We start from the raw sequence: 16,845 nt of genomic DNA on the forward strand, positions 1-16,845 counted from the left end.
TGTCAGCTACTCAGGGCGATATGGTTGATGACGTCCTCCACGCCTTGCACGTACCATGCATCGCGCTCCACCTGCTTGCGCGCCCCGTCGCTGGACGCATAGCCGTCGAGCGTCACGACCCGTCCCTCGGTACGCACGCGGATGCGCGCGGCATCCACGAACGGGTCGGTTTCCAGCACCAGTTGTAACGCCTCGCTCAGTTCCTCGTCGCTGTCGGCCTCGGCCGGCGCCACCACGATGTCGTTGATCACGTTACGACAGCCGCGCGACCACCACGCCAGCACGCCGGCCAGGCGCATGTGCGACAGGCTGATCACCTGGCCGCTCAGCATGACCGCGCCGTCATGGACCGCCACCTCCATCCAGCCGCTGCGCTCGCCCACGGCTTCGCGCACCGGCTCGACTTGCCCCTTCACCTTCGCGCAGATCTTGCAGTTACGGAAGTCGATCGCATTGAGCAGCCGATCGCAAACGGCCGCGCGCAGATCGCCATCGCCCACTATCGGGCCGGCATGGGCGATGCGCAGGTGATCGATCACGGTGGAAACGCCGTCCAGACGGCGCAACCGGGCCGTGGCGCGCGTCTTGTCCATGACGTCGGCCACTTCGCCCTCCAGAATCAGGGCCCCGTCGGAAAGTCGCAGGTGAATGGTGGGATGGATCTGGTGGCCCTGATATGGCACATGCGCCAACGCGGCTCGCGCCTGCGTCAGCACCGCTTCGCTACTCAGCATGATATGTGTCTCCCCATTTGACGTGGAGATGGGTGGGAAGCGCGCCCCTGCCTGCAAGCACGCGTGGCGCGGTGCGGCCGTTTTGCCCACGTGGTGCCGCGCCACACAGGCATTATAGGAAGCGCCCCGGCAAAGTCGCCGTCCGTCGGGCCACCCCTGCGCCTGTGTTTCAAACGTCCGTTGCCCGCCCGTAGCGGCATTGGCGTCACATGCCGCATCGCCCGGCGTCACGGGGGGCTTTTGAGCCGTGCTGGCGGCGATCCCGGACAAGTGCGCCGCCCGACACCGTCCGGCCATTCAGCCGGACGGCGTCCGCGGCGCTTCCGTCCGGCACAACGTCCGGCGGCACGAACGCGCCGCCGATGACCGCGTATTGACGGCCAGCGCCGCCATGCCGACCATAGGCGGCAGAACCGCACCCCCGGAGCCCCCATGTGCGTCAACTACGCCCCCGTCCAGAAACGCATCCTGCGCGAAATCTTTGGCGTGGAGCCTCCGCCGGGGCTGTATCCCGAGGAGACATGGCCCGACTATGCCGCGCCCATCGTGCGCCAGAAGACGGGCGAAGCGGCCTGGGAAAGCGTGCTGGCATCGTTCAGCATGGTGCCCAAGGCGACCATCCCGCCCGGCACGCGCTACTACCCCACCGCCAACGCGCGTGTGGAGACCATCGGGAAGCTGTCGTCCTTTGCCAGGTTCTGGAAGTCGTGCCAGCTGGCGCTGGTGCCGGCCACGGCGTTCTACGAGCCGAACTACGAAAGCGGCAAGGCGGTGCGGTGGAAGATCGGCCTGCCGGGCGGCGAGCCCTTTGCGATTGCCGGGCTGTGGCGGGCGTGGCCCGGTGGCGCCGTGTCGTTCACGATGCCGACGGTCAATGCCGACCATCATCCGCTGATGCAGCGGTTTCACAAACCCGGGGACGAGAAGCGCGGCGTGGTGATCCTGCCACGCGAAGACTGGGACGAATGGCTGAACTGCCGCGATCCCGAGGTGGCCAGGACGCTGCTGCGCCTGCTGCCCGCCGAGACACTGGTGGCGGAGCCGGCCCCGTTGCCGCCGCGCGGGACGACAAAGGGGCCGCCGCCACCTTCGGACTAGCCGTTCCGGCGACGCTCAGAACGCGGCGCGGGCCTGAATGTAGACCATGCGCGGCGCGCCCACCAGGCGGCCGGCATTGCTGTCGGTGGTACGCGTGTAGAACCGCTTGTCGAACAGGTTGTTGATGCCGACGGTGATGTCGGTGTTCTTGCGCTGCGGCAGCTTGAACATGGCCTGGATATTCCACGTACGGAAGCCCGGGATCAGGCCGTTGCTGCCGTCCGCGCTCTCGGCCACGGTGTTGGCCAGATCCGCGTATTGCTTGCTCTGGTGCGTGGTGGAGACGTTGAACGTCCAGCTGCGCCAGTCGTAGCGTGCGCCGATCGTGTCCGTGGTGCGCGAGTAGAACGGCACGTCCAGGCCGGCCGTGGTGCCCGACTTCTGGATGGCGCGCGTGTACGTGTAGTTGGCGTACAGGTTCAGGCCGCCCAGCACGCTGGCACGGTCGAACGTGTAGTCGATGGCCGCTTCCACGCCGTCGTGATCGGTCGCACCGATGTTCTGGAACGTGGCCGGGAACAGCCCTGGCACCTGCAGGATCTGGTTGTCGAACTTGATCTTGAACGCGGTCAGCTCGCCCTTGATGCGGCTGTCCGTCCAGCGGGTACCCACTTCGAACGTCTTGGCCACTTCAGGCTGCAGCGGATTGTTCGGCGTCTGCGAATTGAGCTGCGTGTTCTGCACCGGGCCGAACGACGTGCTGTAGTCGGCAAACACCGTCCAGGCGCTGTTCACCAGATAAGACACGTTGACCGACGGCAGCGCCTTGTTGTTAAGGCTTTCCCACTGCGTCGCGGTATTGCGCTGCTGGCGGGACGTGTCGATATGCTCGAAGCGCACGCCCGGCACGATGCGCCAGTTGCCGTAGGCGATGCGGTCGTCGATGTAGACGGCGTGGGCGTCGGTGGCATTGTCGAACGTGGTGGTCGGACCGTTCACGCCGGTCTGGCGGTTCGTGCTGAACTGGTTGTCGTCACCGCGTTCGCGGATGTAGCGGTAGCCGACCGTCACGTCATGGGTGGTCGGGCCCACGCCGAAACGCTGCGTGAAGCGCGGCTCGATGCCGAACGTCGTGTAGTTCCGCGGCTGGTGCGCGATCACGGTGGCGCTCTGCTGCAGCGTGCTCTGGCGGTAGCTTTCGTTGAAGAACGTGCGGATCTCGAATTCCTGGTTCGCGGAAATCGTGTTCACGTAGCCCAGGTCGAACCCGTAGCGGTTGCCGCTCCAGTAGTCGTCGGGGCGCGTGTTCTGGAACGGATTGGCGTTGTACTGCGCCACGCTCAGACCGCCCGGCGTCTTCGACTTGACGTCGTAGTACGACAACTTGCCGTAGACCTGCGACGTCGGCGTGATGTCGTAGGCGAACTTCACGGCCAGGTCGTTGACGTTGTCGTCGCTGCCCTGGCGCCATTCGCGGCCCGTCATGCCCGAGTACAGCAGCGCGATGCCCAGGCCGCTGTCGAGCGTGGTGCCCACGAACGCGTTGTACTGGGTGTTCTTGCCGCCACCTTCGGTGTAGATGTTCTCGCGCACCGACGCCTCGCCGCTGAACACGCCCGGAATCGGCTTGGTGTTGAAATTGATGATGCCGCCCACGTTCTGCGGGCCGTAACGCACGGCGCCACCGCTGCGCACCACGTCGATCGATTCGATGTTGCCCAGGCTGACCGGGGCAAACGACAGCTGGGGCTGGCCGTACGGCGCCACGGCCATCGGGATGCCGTCGAGCAGCACCGTGGAGCGCGGCGTGTAGCGGCCCGACAGGCCCCGCACGCCGATATTGAGCGACACGGCGCTGCCGGCCGTGCCGGAGTTGTCGGTCGCCTGCACGCCGGGGATGCGGCGCATGACGTCGCCAATGCTCTGGGCGCCGCTCTGTTCGATCTGCTGCTCGCTGACCACCGTGCGCGCGCCCGGGAAGGTCTTCACGCTGTTCTGCAGCCCGGTGCCGAGCCAGTTTCCGGAAACCTGCACCGTTTCGAGCATCTTTTCCGTCTCACCGACCTGCACCGGTCCGGCGGCGTCCTGGGCGGCCGCCCATTGCGGCGTCAGGCACAGCATCGAGACAGCCAGCGCCGTGGCGCACGGGGCAAAGTGGGGCGCGGCGAATGGCAGTCCGCGACGGCTCGAATTCATGGTCTTCCCTTGTAACAAGACACTGACAAAGGCCACGAATGTAAGTGATAACGGTTCTCGTTTGTAGTCCCACTGGGAAAAGACGCGCTTAATGTATGCCGATCACGACAATGTGTTGCCCATAGACGACATTTTGTCGAACTCCACACACGTTGAGCCCTCAAGACATCGCTGTCGCACCACCGATCCCGGATCGGCGCACCCCGCGTTTGGGTGATTCCAGCGCCCCACCGATAGAGGGTGGGCGCCTTATCGGCCCGCACCCATACTGACCGGCCACCGGCCAGAAGAGCCGGACCAACCTGGGTCAGAACATGCACGCAGTCTCGTTTGTCGGATACGCGCTCGCGTTTCTGGCGGTGATCATCATCGCCGCCCGCTGGATCTATCGAAATCACCCGGCCCTGCGGGACACCGATCCGCCGCCCCCCGAACGCCGCGAAGATGGCGCCGGCGCGCCGCGCGGCGGCCCGTCGCGCGACTGATCCGCGCACGCGGCGGGAACTGCCGCGCCCTGTCGTTGCCTGAACCTCTTGCGCCCGCGCCACGCGGCGTGCACGCTCGCGCCTGTGAGCCACAAGAACAAAGGGAACAAGACATGGCAACTGCCAACAAACTGCCGGCCTGGACCATCTGGTCCCCGCTGGCCGCCTGGGCCGCCTTCGGCCTGGGCCTTGCAATGACGGGGCAGGCCTGGCTGATCGCACTGATGTCGATCGCATTGGCCGGTGCGGTGTTTTCGGCCGTCCATCATGCCGAGGTGGTGGCTCACAAGGTTGGCGAACCGTTCGGCACGCTGGTGCTGGCCATTGCGGTGACCGTGATCGAGGTGGCGCTGATCGTATCGGTCATGCTGTCGTCCGGGCCGGAAAAAGCCGGCCTGGCGCGCGACACGGTGTTCGCGGCGGTCATGATCATCTGCAACGGCATTGTCGGCATCTGCCTGTTCGTGGGCGCGCTGCACCATCGCGAGCAGGCCTTCCAGGCGCCAGGCGCCAATGCAGCCATGGCCATCCTGGTCACCCTGCTCGGGCTGACGATGGTGCTGCCGAACTTCACCAGCACCACGCCGGGGCCTGTCCTGTCATCGTCCCAGCTGGCGTTCTCCGGCGTGATGTCGCTGCTGCTCTACGGCTGCTTCGTCTTCGTGCAGACCGTGCGGCATCGCGACTACTTCCTGGTAGACGGCAGCAACGACGAAAACGTCCATGCGCCGCCGCCGCCCACGCGCGTGGCGGTGGCCAGCGGCGTGCTGCTGGTGGTCTGCCTGGTGGCCGTGGTGGCATTGGCCAAGCTGCTGTCGCCGTCGGTGGAAAAGGCCGTTGCGGACGCCGGGTTGCCGGCAGCCGTGGTCGGGGTGGTCATCGCGGCACTGGTGCTGCTGCCCGAGGGGCTTGCCGCGCTGCGCGCCGCGCGGTCCGACCGCATCCAGACCAGCCTGAACCTGGCGCTAGGGTCGGCCCTGGCCAGTATCGGCCTGACCATTCCGACGGTGGCCATCGTGTTCATCACCATCGGGCAGCCGCTGGAACTGGGCTTGAGCGCCAAGGAAATGGTGCTGCTGTTCCTGACGATGATCGTCGCGTCGCTGACGCTTGGCATGGGCCGCACGACTATCCTCCAGGGCGTGGTCCACATGGTGATCTTCGCGGCCTACCTGTTCCTGACAATCGTGCCGTAGCGGCCCGGCCCGACTTCCGCCTCGCCCTTCCATGGGCGAGGGGAAAAAACATAATCAGGTCAGCGCCGCCAGCGGCAATCGGTCGCCGCCGTCCGCTCAGTCGGCATGGATGCCCCGTTCGCGGATCAGCGTGCCCCACTTGACCGTTTCCTTGGCCAGGTGGTCCTTCAGCTGCGCCGGCGTGCTGCCGATCGGCTCCGCGCCGATGCCGGCCAGCCGCTGCTGCACGGACGGCTTCTTCAGCGATTCGAGCATGGCGCGGTTCAACGTGTCGATCACCGCCTGCGGGGTCTTGGCCGGCACGAACGCGGCAAACCACGGCGACAGCTCATAGCCCGGCACGCCCGCCTCGGCCACCGTCGGCACATTGGGCAGCGCAGACGACCGCTTGCTGGTGGTCACCGCAATCGGCGTCAGCTTGCCGCTGTCGATATGGGGCTTGGCGGACGTGATGCTGTCGAACATGTAGTCCACCTGTCCGCCCAGCAGATCGGTCATGGCCGGGCCCGAACCCTTGTACGGGATATGCAGCAGGTCCACGTGCGCCATCGACGTGAACAGCTCGCCGGCCAGGTGGATCGACGTGCCGTTGCCGGCCGACGCATAGGTGTATTTGCCGGGCCGGGCCTTGGCGCTGGCGATGACCTCGGCCACAGTCTTCTGCGGATTCTTCGCCTTGTTGGCCACCAGCACGTTGGGCACCACGGCCAGCAGCGACACCGGCGCGAAATCCTTGATCGGGTCGTAGCTGAGCTTGCCGTACAGCGCCGGATTCACGGCCATGCCGTTGGCCACGATGATCAGCGTGTAGCCGTCGGCCGGCGAGCGCGCCACCATCTCGGCGCCGATATTGCCGCCGGCGCCGGGGCGGTTCTCGACCACGATGGCCTGGCCCAGCGACTTCGACATGTCTTCGCCCAGCGTGCGCGCGATGTTGTCCATCGCACCGCCCGCGGGGAACGGCACCACCCAGCGGATCGGATGGTCGGGATAGGCGGCGTGCGCCGGGGCGGCTGCGGCAAACAGCAGCGATGCGGAAATGGCAAATGCGGCCGGCACGCGGGCCGGCCGTTGCAGCAAGGACTTCATGTCTCCGTTCCTTCTTTTCTGGTTGCCGATCAGCGGATCGACGACGGGTGCTTTGCCAGCGGGGTGACGTGGATCTTCATGTACGGGAACAGCGGCAGGCTGGCCAGCAGCGTGTGCAGTTCGTCGTTCGATTCCACATCGAACACGCTGTAGTTGGCGTACTCGCCCACCACGCGGTACAGCGCCTGCCACTTGCCCTGGCGCTGCAGGTCCTGCGAATAGGCCTTTTCGCGGGCCTTGATTTCGTCGGCCGTGGCGGCCGGCAGGTCGTGCGGGATCTGCACGTCCATCCTGACGAGGAACAACATGGGATGTGTCTCCGGATTGAATGCGTAATCGGAATGGCTGGCTGACCGCCTCAGCCGGCCTTGCGGCGATAGTGGCGCAGCTTGTCTTCGTCGATGGCCAGGCCCAGCCCCGGACCCTTCGGCAGGTGCAGCGCAAAGTCCTTGAACACCGGGCGGTCCACCACGATGTCGTCCTTCACCAGCAGCGGACCGAACAGCTCGGTGCCCCATGCCAGTTGCGGCAGCGTGCAGAAGCCGTGCGCGGCGGCGATGGTGCCCACGGCGCCTTCGAGCATGGTGCCGCCATAGAGCGCGATGCCGGCCGCGTCGCCCACGGCCGCCGTGCGCAGCATGCCGAAGATGCCGCCCGACTTGGCGATCTTCAGCGCGAACACGTCGGCTGCGCCCAGGCGGGCCAGTTCCATCGCGTCCTCTGGGCCGGTCACGGCTTCGTCGGCCATGATCGGCACCACGAAGCGCGCCGCCAGCCGGGCCAGCGCGGTGCGATGCTCGCGCGGGGTGGGCTGCTCGATCAGATCGATGCCGGCGGCTTCCAGCATGGCGATGCCGGTCGCGGCATCGGCTTCGTTCCAGGCCTGGTTGACGTCCACGGTCACGCGGGCCCGGTCGCCCAGCGCACGCTTGATGGCCGACACGTGGGCCACGTCGTCGCGCACGCTGCGGCGGCCGATCTTGAGCTTGAACGTGTTGTGCCGGCGTTCTTCCAGGAAACGCTCGGCTTCCTCGATGTCGCGGCCGGTGTCGCCGCTGGCCAGGGTCCAGAGCACCGGCAGCGTGTCGCGCACGGCGCCGCCCAGCAGCGTGACCAGCGGCACGCCCAGGCGCTTGCCCTGGGCGTCGAGCAGGGCCGACTCCAGCGCCGACTTGGCGAACCGGTTGCCGCGCGCCACCTTGTTCAGGCGCGCCATCGCGCCATGCACGTTGGTGGCGTCCTGCCCCGCCAGCGCAGGGCCCAGGTAGGTGTCGATCGTCAGCTTGATGCCCTCGGGGCTTTCGTCACCATACGACAGGCCGCCGATGGTGGTGGCCTCGCCGATGCCCTCCACGCCGTCGCTGCAACGCAGGCGCACGATGACCAGCGTCTGCTGCTGCATCGTGGCCATGGCCAGCTGGTGGGCCCGGATGGTCGGCAGGTCCACCAGGATGGCCTCGATCGAAGAAATTGTGGCAGTCATACCTTTTCCATGCTCAAGTACGCGTTGCACCGAGTATGGACCTTGACCTGACTGGCGTCCAAGACCGAAGATGTCTTGATCCATACCTAATGGGTATGCCTTGACCTATCCCCTTATCCGCCATGGAACTCCGCCACCTCCGCTATTTCCAGACCGTCGCGCAGGAACTGAATGTGACGCGTGCGGCAGAAAAGCTGCATATGGCCCAGCCGCCGCTGTCGCGGCAGATCCGTCAGTTCGAGGAAGAAGTGGGCGTGGCGCTGTTCGACCGCGTGGGCCGTGGCCTGAAGCTGACGGAGGCGGGCCGCTTCCTGCTGGAGCAATCGCTGCAACTGACGCAACGGCTGGAAGAAACGCTGGAAGGCACGCGCCGCATCGGCCGCAACGAAAAACGCTGGTTCGGCATCGGCTTTGTGCCGTCGGTGCTTTATGGCGTGCTGCCGGAGCTGATCCGCGAATTGCGCGGCGATGACAGCGAGGTGGAAGTCGGGCTGACGGAAATGATCACGGTCCAGCAGCTTGAGGCGCTCAAGTCCGGCCGCATCGACCTGGCGTTCGGCCGGCTCACCTTCAACGACACGGCCATCGTCCAGCAGGTGGTGATGGCCGAGACACTGGTCGCCGCCATGCCGGTCAGCGCCCCGCCCCCGGCCGCGCCGTTCGATGCGGCCGATCTGGCGCGCCAGCCGCTGATCCTCTATCCCGCCCGACCGCGCCCCAGCTACGCCGATCACGTGCTGTCGCTGTTCCGCGCGCAGGGCCTGCAACCGCGCGTGGTGCAGGAAGCCAACGAACTGCAGACCGCGCTGGGCCTCGTGGCGGCGGGCCTGGGCATCACGCTGGTGCCGTCGTCGGTGCAGCGGCTACATCGCGACGACGTGCGCTACGTGCCCATCGACGCCCCCGGCTTCATCTCGCCCGTGATCATGAGCTACCGCGCCGGCGATACCTCGCCGCACCTGGCGCGCGCCATTGCCTGGGTGCGCAGCCAGGCCCGCCCGTAGCCGGCGAAACAGGGCCTAGGCCGACACCATCTTCGACCTGGCCGCGACCTTCCGGGCTTCCTTGCGGCGGCCATACCAGCCGCCCACCAGCAGCAGCACCGCCACCGCGACAAGGTCGCCCGTCAGGGCCACGGGCCGCGTCGGGCGCCCACCCGCGAAGCCATAGGTCAGACCTTCGATGCCCACCGACACCACGGCGCCCAGCACGAAGCAGAACAGGCTGTGGCGGCCGATCTGCACCACCGGGCCCATGAAGCGGGCCATCCGCGCGATCCACCCGGCGCGCACGGCCAGGTACACCAGCCATGCCAGACCGAGGAAGCTGACCACGCGCAGCGCGGCCAGGCTCTGCTTGGGCAGCGGGAACGCCATCGTCGGGATCCACGCCGGGAGCCAGGACTCATACAGGTGCGGGCGCATCCACAGGTAGGCGGCGCCCATGCAGAGCAGCGCCACCACCACGGCGCCGGCCGTAAAGGCCCGGCGCACGATGGTCTGCTGCGGCAGGACGAAATCGGGACGCAGCCGCGCCAGCAGACCCAGGGCGAACATCAGCTGCCAGGCAAACGGGTTGAAGCTCCAGCCGCGCGGCTCGCTGCTGGGCAGCAGCGGCAGCAGCGTGGGCGACATGATCCAGAGCGCGACACTGCCGCAGATAAACGCCAGCGGCTGCGCGCGCGCCCAGCGGATGGCCAGCGGCGCGATGCCGATGAACACGGCGTACATCGGCAGCACATCGGACACGAAAGGCTGGCGCGCCAGCGCGAAGACCTGCAGCAGCGTGGCCAGCGGCTGCGCCATGAAATCGAGCGCCTCGGTCGCGCGCACGGCCGGCGCGGGGATCTTGCACATCGCCAGCACGAAGCCGAACAGCAGCATCAGCACGCCGGTCAGCACGAATGCCTTGTAGATCTCCCAGCTGCGGCGGCGCAGCCGCTTGCGCGCCGCGCTGGCACCGTCGCGCGCTTCCATGGCCAGATAGGCCGCGCCGGCCGAGCAGCCGGCCAGGAAGACGAACACCTCGGCGGCGTCGAAAAGCTGAAAATTCCGGATCGTGTAGTCGGCCAGCACACTGCCGTTGACATGATCGACCACGATGAACAGCAGCGCGATGCCGCGAATGAGGTCGATCTCGGTGCGCCGCTGATTGTTGTTCACTGCGTTCACAGGCGTACATCCCAAGGCTTGCCTGCGGCCCGGGAGGCGCCACGCGGCAATCACGGGTGGCATCTTACCGTGATCTCAGGGTTTACCTGTAAGAACAGTGTTTCGCAAAGTTACGATATGTGATAAACGCGGCAGCCGTTGATTTCAGCAAAACGGTCAGATATCTCGATGATTATTTCGTAGATTTTCTATTATCGAATAGCAGTTTTACGAAAACGGGATTCATCAAACCGCCGCATGGCGATTTCCACGGGAATCTTGCCTATAATTTGCGCTGCTTTTCTCATCCTTGTCCAGCAAAGGGGCGCGACACCATGAGCACGATTCCGCAATGGCTTCATGACGAGGTCAATGACTATTTTGTTGTCCCGATTCGGACGACCCCGCACACCGTGCTCGATATCGGCGCGAATATTGGCGCATTTGCACTGCGCGCCCACCGCGAATGGCCATCGGCTACCGTATTCTGCTATGAACCCATGCCCTTCAACGTGGAAAAGCTGCGTGAAAACGTCGATGGCGCCTGGTGCCATATTTCGCCCAGCGCAGTGCGCGCCACAGCCGGCGAGGACGATATTCATGTCGGGGACATGTTTGTCACGGGCGGATTTTCAAAAGGCGCCCGCATGACAAACCAGACCATTCGCGTCCAATGTGTGGCGGCCAGCGGCCTGCCATCCTGCGATCTGGTGAAAATCGATACCGAGGGATCGGAAGTCGAGATTCTGTCGCATCTGAATCTCGAAAATACCAAGGTCATTATGCTCGAGCATCACAGCCTGCGCGATGCCGAAACCATCAGACGAATGCTCAGCCCCGTTTATGACTTGGTGCATGACGAAACCTCGCGCGAGGTGGGTACCGAGGTGTATTTCCGGCGTGGCTAAGGTGTTTTAAGTCATCATGACCCGGTAAATGCCGCATGCAACCGGGCAAGCGTGTGCCGCCCCGCGCGCACCACGGCTGCGTCATGGGTGGTTTGCGCGCGCACGATCATCCCCTCGATACAGATAATCGCCTCTTCGGCGACCGCCTCGGGCTGGTCCAGTCCCAGTTCCCTGGCGATACCTCGGACAAAACCCTGCAACGACGCCTTGTGCGACACGGCCTGCTCCAGTAACCGGGGATCGTCGCCGGCACCGCCGCCCGATTCCGCCACCATATTGATAAAGGCGCAGCCGCGAAAATCCTCGCCCTCGAACCACTCGCCCAGCGTATCGGCCATCACGTCCAGATTGGGCCGCGCTGCCAACCGGCGTCGCACACCCGCTTCAAACCACGCCATCCAGCCGTCGTGCCGGCGCTGCAGATATTCGAAGATCAGATCGTTCTTCGACGCAAAGTGCCGATATAACGACATTTTGGCCACGCCCGATTCCGCAATGATGCGGTCGATGCCGGTGGCACGGTAGCCATCGCGATAAAACAGGCGTGCGGCGGTGTCGAGAATGCGGTCGCGAGCGGAAGGGGTGGCCATGGCGAGGTACGGGCTTCAGCGAAAAACACTGCCATTATAGTAGACAGGTCTGTCTCCGAGGCAGCGTACTCGCCTCGGTCCAGTCACCCCGCCCCGTCCCGATCGGGCAACCTCGGCGTGAAACAACGCTGCTGGATATCGCCGCGCCGCGCCACCAGCATGGTCGATTCCGGGATTTCTTCCCACACGCCTTGCACGTCGATCAGCGGCTCGGACAGCACGAGGAAGGCATCGTCCCCGGCCGCGATGATGCGCGGGTCATCGGGATAGAGCGCCCGCAACTGGCGAAACGACGTACTGTGGAACAGCGACCGCGAATCGCGTTCGCTTGAATAGCGCGCCGCCACGATCTGCTGCCCGTCGGTCACGCAGACGGTCATGTTGATGGGGTGCTCGATATCGTGGCGATGCCCGACCGACTCGATCAGCCCCACCATCTGCTCCAGCGCCCCCTGCGGATCGCGCTCCAGGCCGAATGTCAGTGCCAGGAAGAACATCACCTCGGAATCGGTCGAGCCCTCGATCCACCGGAATAGGTGTGGCGCCACGGACATCATCAGGTCGCGCCGCACCAGCGGGTAGTCGCGGATGAGCCCGTTGTGGGCAAACAGCCAGCGGCCAAACCGGAACGGGTGACAGTTGGTTTCCTGGGTCGGCGTGCCCGTAGCGGCCCGTATATGTGCCACGAACAGCGGCGCCCGTACCGCCCGCGCCGCCTCGCGCAGGTTGGTGTCGCTCCAGGCCGGGTGCAGGCACCGATAGCGGAACGGCAGCTCGGAATGCCGCCCGTACCAGCCGACCCCGAAGCCGTCGCCATTGGTCGTGGTATGGCCGAGCCGGGAATTCAGGCTCTGGTCGATCAGCGAATGCTCGGGCTGAAACAGGACTGCCTCCATCGGAACGGAACGGCCCGAATAGGCCAGCCAGCGGCACATGATGCCTCCTCCAGTCTGTCAGTGCGGGATATCCACTTCAGCATAGCAAGTGGTCCGCCAGGATGCTGTTACGGCGCAATTCGGGGGCCGGCCTGTGGCAATTCCTACATTGGCTGCCGGAGATCGCGTTTCGATTCGGCCATGCCACGCGCCCCGAATATATCCAATACATCACGCTTCGCGGCCACTGGCGCGCTGCCCGCCCCCGATCGTTCGCGGGCACCATTCGTGCTACATGCCCGACATGGAGCACGCATGGACCACCGGAAACCGCCTGCAGTTGCTGGAAAACGGCGACGAATACTTCCCGCGCCTGATCGCGGCCATCGGGGCGGCGCGCCATAGCGTGCTGCTGGAAACGTTCATCCTGTTCGAGGACGACGTCGGGAGGCAGCTCGCCGATGCGCTGGCGGCGGCCGCGCGCCGTGGCGTCGCGGTCGGCATGACCGTGGACGGCTTCGGCTCGGCCGACCTGTCGCCCGACTACCTTGCGAGGCTGGCCGAAGCCGGCGTCGTGGTGCGCGTGTTCGCGCCCGGGCGCCGGCTGCTGGGCAAGCGGACCAACCTCTTCCGGCGACTGCATCGCAAACTGGTCGCCATCGACGGCGAACTGGCCTTCGTGGGTGGCATCAACCTGTCCGTCGAGCATCTGGTGCAGGCCAGCCCGTCCGCCAAGCAGGACTATGCCGTCGAGGTTCAAGGCCCGGCTGCCCGCATCATTCATGAATTCATGCGCGAAGCCAGCGGCGACCGGCCCGCCAGGCAGCCTCGCGCACCCATCCGGCGGGCGCCCCCGCCCCACCCCACCGATCGTGCCGCGCCCGGCTCCGTGCTCTTTGTCACACGCGACAACCAGGCACACCGCAATGACATCGAGCAGCAATATCTGGCGGCCATTCGCGCGGCGCGACACCAGATCGTGATCGCCAATGCCTATTTCCTGCCGGGGTACCGGCTGCTACAGGCGATCTGCAACGCCGCGCAGCGGGGTGTCGATGTGCGCCTGGTGCTGCAGGGCCGGCCAGACATGCTGTGGGTCAAGCGCACCGTGGACATGCTGTACGCGCACCTGCGCGAATCGGGCGTGCGTATTTTCGAATACTGCGAGCGGCCCAACCACAGCAAGGTGGCCGTGGTGGACGATGACTGGGCCACCGTGGGATCGAGCAACCTCGACCCGCTGAGCCTGTCGCTGAACCTTGAAGCCAACCTCGTGATCCGCGACACCGCGTTCGTGGCATCGCTGCGGGACAACCTGCGCAACCTGATGGCCGCGCGCTGCTCCGAGGTCGGCGCCGCATCGACGCCGCGCGGTGCGTGGTGGCATGGCATGGCCACGCCGCTGATCTTCCATTTCCTGCGCAAGTTTCCGGCATGGGCCGGCTGGCTGCCGGCCCACACGCCGAAAATCGTCTCGCCGGTGCCAGTACCCGACACGCCATCGGCGGAGCCAATGGTGCGCCAGACACAGCAGGACGGCCCATGACCACCGCCGCCAACCTGCGCCGCAGCCTGCGGCGCAATGTCCGATGGTCCATCGTCAAGCGCGTGGCGGGGCTGGTGTTCGTGGCGCTGGTGATCTACCTGATTTACCGGAGCCTCAGTGGCGTCGATTGGGCGCAGGTCCTGCAGGCGCTGAAGCAGTACGACGCGGCAACGCTGCTGCCGGTCCTCGGGCTGGCCTGCGTCAGCTTCTCGCTGCATGCCTCGTTCGACCTGCTGGGGCGCCGCTACACCGGGCATCACCTGTCCACGCCACGCGTCATGCTGATTGCCTTCATCGCCTATGTCTTCAACCTCAACGTCGGGGCGATGGTGGGCGGGCTGGGCATGCGGCTGCGGCTCTATTCGCGCGCCAATGTCAGCGGGTCCCAGGTGGCGGGCATCTACACCATCGCCATCATCACCAACTGGACGGGCTACATGCTGCTGGCCGGCGCGGTGCTGACGCTGGCGCCCCCGCCGCTGCCGGCGGACTGGGGTATCACGCCATGGATGCTCCGCGCCGTGGGCGCGGCCATGCTGGCGTGCGGCCTGTTGTACTGGCTGGCCTGCGCCAGGGCCAGGACGCGCAGCGTGCGGTTCGGCCGGCATGTGTTCCGGCTCCCCGGCTTCCGCTTTGCGCTGCTGCAGAACGTGCTGTCGATCACCAACTGGATCGTGCTGGCGTGCATCATCGATCTGCTGTTGCCCAAGGCGGTCAGCCTGCCCCAGGCGCTGGCCGCCCTGCTGGTGGGTGCGGTGGCGGGCGCGCTGGCGCACATCCCGGCCGGCATCGGCGTGCTGGAAAGCGTATTCGTGGTGCTGCTGCGCCCCGTTGCGCCGGAGCACATCGTGGTGGCCGCCCTGATCGCCTACCGCGCGCTGTACTACCTGCTGCCCATGGTATTTGCCACGTCGGCCTATGCCTGGATGGAACTGCGCGGCGCGCGGGCCGCCCGCCGCGCGCAGGCTGGATAGGAAAAAGGCAGGCAGCGCGCCTGCGCCACCTCCCCTTCCGTCATCGATCGGCAGGCCTCAGGCTGCCACCTTCAGTTGCGTCAGCTTGGCCTCCGCATCGCGCAGCGCGGTACGCAGGCCCTCTTCGACCACCGGGTGATAGAACGGCATGGCCAGCATCTGCGAGATGGTCAGGTTCTGCTGGTACGCCCAGGCCAGCAAATGCGCGATATTCTCGGCGCGCGGGCCGATCCATTCGGCACCCAGGAAGCGGCCGGTGGCCCGGTCGGCATAGATATGCATCAGCCCCCGGTTCTTCAGCATCACACGGCTGCGGCCCTGATCCTCGAAGCTGACCTCACCGGTCACGAAGCGACCCTGGATCAGGTCCGCATGGCGCTTGCCCACCATGGCGATCTGCGGATCGGAAAACACCACGGCAATCGGCGCGCGGCGCGCCAGCGGACGCAGGTTCGGCCAGTGCGCGGCGTTCTCGCCGGCGATCCGGCCCTCGTCGGCGGCCTCGTGCAGCAGCGGCAGCACGTTGTTGGCGTCGCCGGCAATGAACACCGCGGCATCGCCACACTGCAGCGTGACCGGATCGAACACCGGCACGCCACGGGCGTCCAGTGCCAGCGCCGTGTTTTCCAACGCCAGGTTGTCGACGTTCGGCCGACGTCCCGTGGCAGCCAGCACGTATGCAAAACGCTCGGTCACCGGCTTGCCGTCCTCGCCCCGGAACGTGATCACCGCTTCGTCGCCCTCGCGGCGCATATCGGTCACGTTGGCATCGGGCAGCAACGGGAATTCCGCATCGAACGTCCTGGCCGCGTAATCCCGGATTTCGGGATCGGACAACGGGCCCACGCCACCGCCGACGCCGAACACGCGCACCCGCACGCCCAGCCGGGACAGCGCCTGCCCCAGTTCCAGCCCGATCACGCCGGGGCCGAACACGGCCACGCTGGCGGGCAGGTCCTGCCACGAGAACACGTCGTCGTTGATGATCAGACGGTCACCGAACACCGTGAACGACGGCGGCACGGCCGGACGCGATCCGGTGGCGATCACCACGCGGCTAGCCCGCACCACGGTATTGGCGCCCACCTGCAGCACCGTGTTGTCGATGAACTGTGCATAGCCGCGCAGGCGGTCTTCCTCGGGAATGTTGTCGACGCCGCGCACCACAAAGCCGACGAAGCGGTCACGCTCGCTGCGTACGCGGTCCATGACCTGGCGGCCGTCGATGCGGACCGGCCCGTCCACGTGTACCCCGAATGCGGCGGTATGGCGCGCCTCGTGGGCCGCCTCGGCTGCCGCGATCAGCAACTTCGACGGCATGCAGCCCACACGGGCGCAGGTGGTGCCATAGGCGCCGCCCTCGATGACCACGGCACGCTTGCCCGCGGCGATGGCCGCGCGATACGCTGCCAGCCCGGCGGTCCCTGCGCCAATCACTGCCACGTCGGTCTGAATCGTTTTCATGTGCGTTTCCTGTTCGTGAGTCTGCTTTGCGTCAATCGGCGGATGGGATGACACCGTCCTCGCCATGGCGCGGCCAAGGGCGATGCCATCGGGTCCGGCGACTGCCGGCCCGCACCG

Annotated in this window: 16 protein-coding genes; 7 read left to right on the plus strand and 9 right to left on the minus strand. The window is 66.1% G+C overall.

Features of this window, described 5'->3' with window-relative positions:
* Positions 1 to 2 precede the first annotated feature (2 nt).
* A complete protein-coding gene (locus tag AC24R4_RS02960) occupies positions 3 to 734 on the minus strand; it encodes a BON domain-containing protein (protein ID WP_400397156.1) in 732 nt (243 codons plus the stop codon).
* Positions 735 to 1,166: 432 nt separating this feature from the next.
* Here AC24R4_RS02960 and AC24R4_RS02965 point away from each other — a divergent pair, with 432 nt between their 5' ends.
* Entirely contained in the window at positions 1,167 to 1,832 is a 666-nt protein-coding gene (locus AC24R4_RS02965) for an SOS response-associated peptidase (RefSeq protein ID WP_487522188.1), read from the plus strand.
* A gap of 15 nt (positions 1,833 to 1,847) precedes the next feature.
* Here AC24R4_RS02965 and AC24R4_RS02970 read toward each other — a convergent pair whose 3' ends face one another.
* A complete protein-coding gene (locus AC24R4_RS02970; RefSeq protein ID WP_487522189.1) occupies positions 1,848 to 3,968 on the minus strand; it encodes a TonB-dependent receptor family protein in 2,121 nt (706 codons plus the stop codon).
* 314 nt (positions 3,969 to 4,282) lie between these two features.
* On the opposite strand from AC24R4_RS02970, the gene AC24R4_RS02975 reads away from it, so the two are divergent.
* Both AC24R4_RS02975 and AC24R4_RS02980 read left to right on the plus strand, forming a co-directional pair.
* Positions 4,283 to 4,453, plus strand: coding sequence for a hypothetical protein (locus AC24R4_RS02975; protein WP_487522190.1), 171 nt, complete (start codon positions 4,283 to 4,285; stop codon positions 4,451 to 4,453).
* Positions 4,454 to 4,566: 113 nt separating this feature from the next.
* A complete protein-coding gene (locus AC24R4_RS02980; protein ID WP_487522191.1) occupies positions 4,567 to 5,649 on the plus strand; it encodes a calcium:cation antiporter in 1,083 nt (360 codons plus the stop codon).
* 96 nt (positions 5,650 to 5,745) lie between these two features.
* On the opposite strand, the gene AC24R4_RS02985 is transcribed toward AC24R4_RS02980, so the two are convergent.
* The 3 genes from AC24R4_RS02985 to AC24R4_RS02995 are packed head-to-tail and all read right to left on the minus strand — an operon-like array spanning position 5,746 to position 8,221.
* Positions 5,746 to 6,738 (minus strand): tripartite tricarboxylate transporter substrate binding protein, encoded by a 993-nt coding sequence (locus AC24R4_RS02985; protein WP_400395314.1) that lies wholly within the window; start codon positions 6,736 to 6,738, stop codon positions 5,746 to 5,748.
* Positions 6,739 to 6,767: 29 nt separating this feature from the next.
* Positions 6,768 to 7,046: a muconolactone Delta-isomerase gene (gene catC, locus AC24R4_RS02990; RefSeq protein WP_400395312.1), complete on the minus strand. Its 279-nt coding sequence runs from the start codon at positions 7,044 to 7,046 to the stop codon at positions 6,768 to 6,770.
* Between the two features lie 50 nt (positions 7,047 to 7,096).
* Positions 7,097 to 8,221, minus strand: coding sequence for a muconate/chloromuconate family cycloisomerase (locus AC24R4_RS02995; RefSeq protein ID WP_400395310.1), 1,125 nt, complete (start codon positions 8,219 to 8,221; stop codon positions 7,097 to 7,099).
* 122 nt (positions 8,222 to 8,343) lie between these two features.
* On the opposite strand from AC24R4_RS02995, the gene AC24R4_RS03000 reads away from it, so the two are divergent.
* Positions 8,344 to 9,225, plus strand: coding sequence for a LysR family transcriptional regulator (locus AC24R4_RS03000; RefSeq protein WP_400395308.1), 882 nt, complete (start codon positions 8,344 to 8,346; stop codon positions 9,223 to 9,225).
* A 15-nt stretch (positions 9,226 to 9,240) separates the two neighbouring features.
* Here AC24R4_RS03000 and AC24R4_RS03005 read toward each other — a convergent pair whose 3' ends face one another.
* Entirely contained in the window at positions 9,241 to 10,383 is a 1,143-nt protein-coding gene (locus AC24R4_RS03005) for an OpgC domain-containing protein (RefSeq protein WP_400395307.1), read from the minus strand.
* A gap of 323 nt (positions 10,384 to 10,706) precedes the next feature.
* Here AC24R4_RS03005 and AC24R4_RS03010 point away from each other — a divergent pair, with 323 nt between their 5' ends.
* Complete coding sequence (locus tag AC24R4_RS03010; RefSeq protein ID WP_487522192.1) at positions 10,707 to 11,279, plus strand: FkbM family methyltransferase; 573 nt, start codon at positions 10,707 to 10,709, stop codon at positions 11,277 to 11,279.
* A 14-nt stretch (positions 11,280 to 11,293) separates the two neighbouring features.
* Here the strand turns inward: AC24R4_RS03010 and AC24R4_RS03015 are convergent, their stop codons facing one another.
* Together AC24R4_RS03015 and AC24R4_RS03020 are read right to left on the minus strand one after the other, a co-directional pair.
* Entirely contained in the window at positions 11,294 to 11,869 is a 576-nt protein-coding gene (locus AC24R4_RS03015; RefSeq protein WP_487522193.1) for a TetR/AcrR family transcriptional regulator, read from the minus strand.
* A gap of 83 nt (positions 11,870 to 11,952) precedes the next feature.
* A complete protein-coding gene (locus tag AC24R4_RS03020) occupies positions 11,953 to 12,804 on the minus strand; it encodes a class II glutamine amidotransferase (RefSeq protein ID WP_153948784.1) in 852 nt (283 codons plus the stop codon).
* A 244-nt stretch (positions 12,805 to 13,048) separates the two neighbouring features.
* Here AC24R4_RS03020 and clsB point away from each other — a divergent pair, with 244 nt between their 5' ends.
* Both clsB and AC24R4_RS03030 read left to right on the plus strand, forming a co-directional pair.
* The gene (gene clsB, locus AC24R4_RS03025) at positions 13,049 to 14,290 is read left to right on the plus strand and encodes a cardiolipin synthase ClsB (protein ID WP_487522194.1); all 1,242 of its coding nucleotides are present in this window, start codon (positions 13,049 to 13,051) and stop codon (positions 14,288 to 14,290) included.
* Complete coding sequence (locus AC24R4_RS03030) at positions 14,287 to 15,264, plus strand: lysylphosphatidylglycerol synthase domain-containing protein (protein ID WP_487522195.1); 978 nt, start codon at positions 14,287 to 14,289, stop codon at positions 15,262 to 15,264. The genes clsB and AC24R4_RS03030 overlap by 4 nt, the downstream gene beginning before the upstream one ends.
* 57 nt (positions 15,265 to 15,321) lie before the next feature.
* On the opposite strand, the gene AC24R4_RS03035 is transcribed toward AC24R4_RS03030, so the two are convergent.
* Complete coding sequence (locus AC24R4_RS03035) at positions 15,322 to 16,728, minus strand: dihydrolipoyl dehydrogenase (protein ID WP_487522196.1); 1,407 nt, start codon at positions 16,726 to 16,728, stop codon at positions 15,322 to 15,324.
* Positions 16,729 to 16,845: the final 117 nt, after the last annotated feature.

This window comes from Cupriavidus sp. CER-90 (assembly GCF_057652055.1).

Coding starts and splice junctions, on each gene's coding strand:
- AC24R4_RS02960 (WP_400397156.1), bottom strand. CDS start 734: ATGCTGAGTAGCGAAGCGGTGCTGACGCAGGCGCGAGCCGCGTTGGCG.
- AC24R4_RS02965 (WP_487522188.1), top strand. CDS start 1,167: ATGTGCGTCAACTACGCCCCCGTCCAGAAACGCATCCTGCGCGAAATC.
- AC24R4_RS02970 (WP_487522189.1), bottom strand. CDS start 3,968: ATGAATTCGAGCCGTCGCGGACTGCCATTCGCCGCGCCCCACTTTGCC.
- AC24R4_RS02975 (WP_487522190.1), top strand. CDS start 4,283: ATGCACGCAGTCTCGTTTGTCGGATACGCGCTCGCGTTTCTGGCGGTG.
- AC24R4_RS02980 (WP_487522191.1), top strand. CDS start 4,567: ATGGCAACTGCCAACAAACTGCCGGCCTGGACCATCTGGTCCCCGCTG.
- AC24R4_RS02985 (WP_400395314.1), bottom strand. CDS start 6,738: ATGAAGTCCTTGCTGCAACGGCCGGCCCGCGTGCCGGCCGCATTTGCC.
- catC (WP_400395312.1), bottom strand. CDS start 7,046: ATGTTGTTCCTCGTCAGGATGGACGTGCAGATCCCGCACGACCTGCCG.
- AC24R4_RS02995 (WP_400395310.1), bottom strand. CDS start 8,221: ATGACTGCCACAATTTCTTCGATCGAGGCCATCCTGGTGGACCTGCCG.
- AC24R4_RS03000 (WP_400395308.1), top strand. CDS start 8,344: ATGGAACTCCGCCACCTCCGCTATTTCCAGACCGTCGCGCAGGAACTG.
- AC24R4_RS03010 (WP_487522192.1), top strand. CDS start 10,707: ATGAGCACGATTCCGCAATGGCTTCATGACGAGGTCAATGACTATTTT.
- AC24R4_RS03015 (WP_487522193.1), bottom strand. CDS start 11,869: ATGGCCACCCCTTCCGCTCGCGACCGCATTCTCGACACCGCCGCACGC.
- AC24R4_RS03020 (WP_153948784.1), bottom strand. CDS start 12,804: ATGTGCCGCTGGCTGGCCTATTCGGGCCGTTCCGTTCCGATGGAGGCA.
- clsB (WP_487522194.1), top strand. CDS start 13,049: ATGGAGCACGCATGGACCACCGGAAACCGCCTGCAGTTGCTGGAAAAC.
- AC24R4_RS03030 (WP_487522195.1), top strand. CDS start 14,287: ATGACCACCGCCGCCAACCTGCGCCGCAGCCTGCGGCGCAATGTCCGA.
- AC24R4_RS03035 (WP_487522196.1), bottom strand. CDS start 16,728: ATGAAAACGATTCAGACCGACGTGGCAGTGATTGGCGCAGGGACCGCC.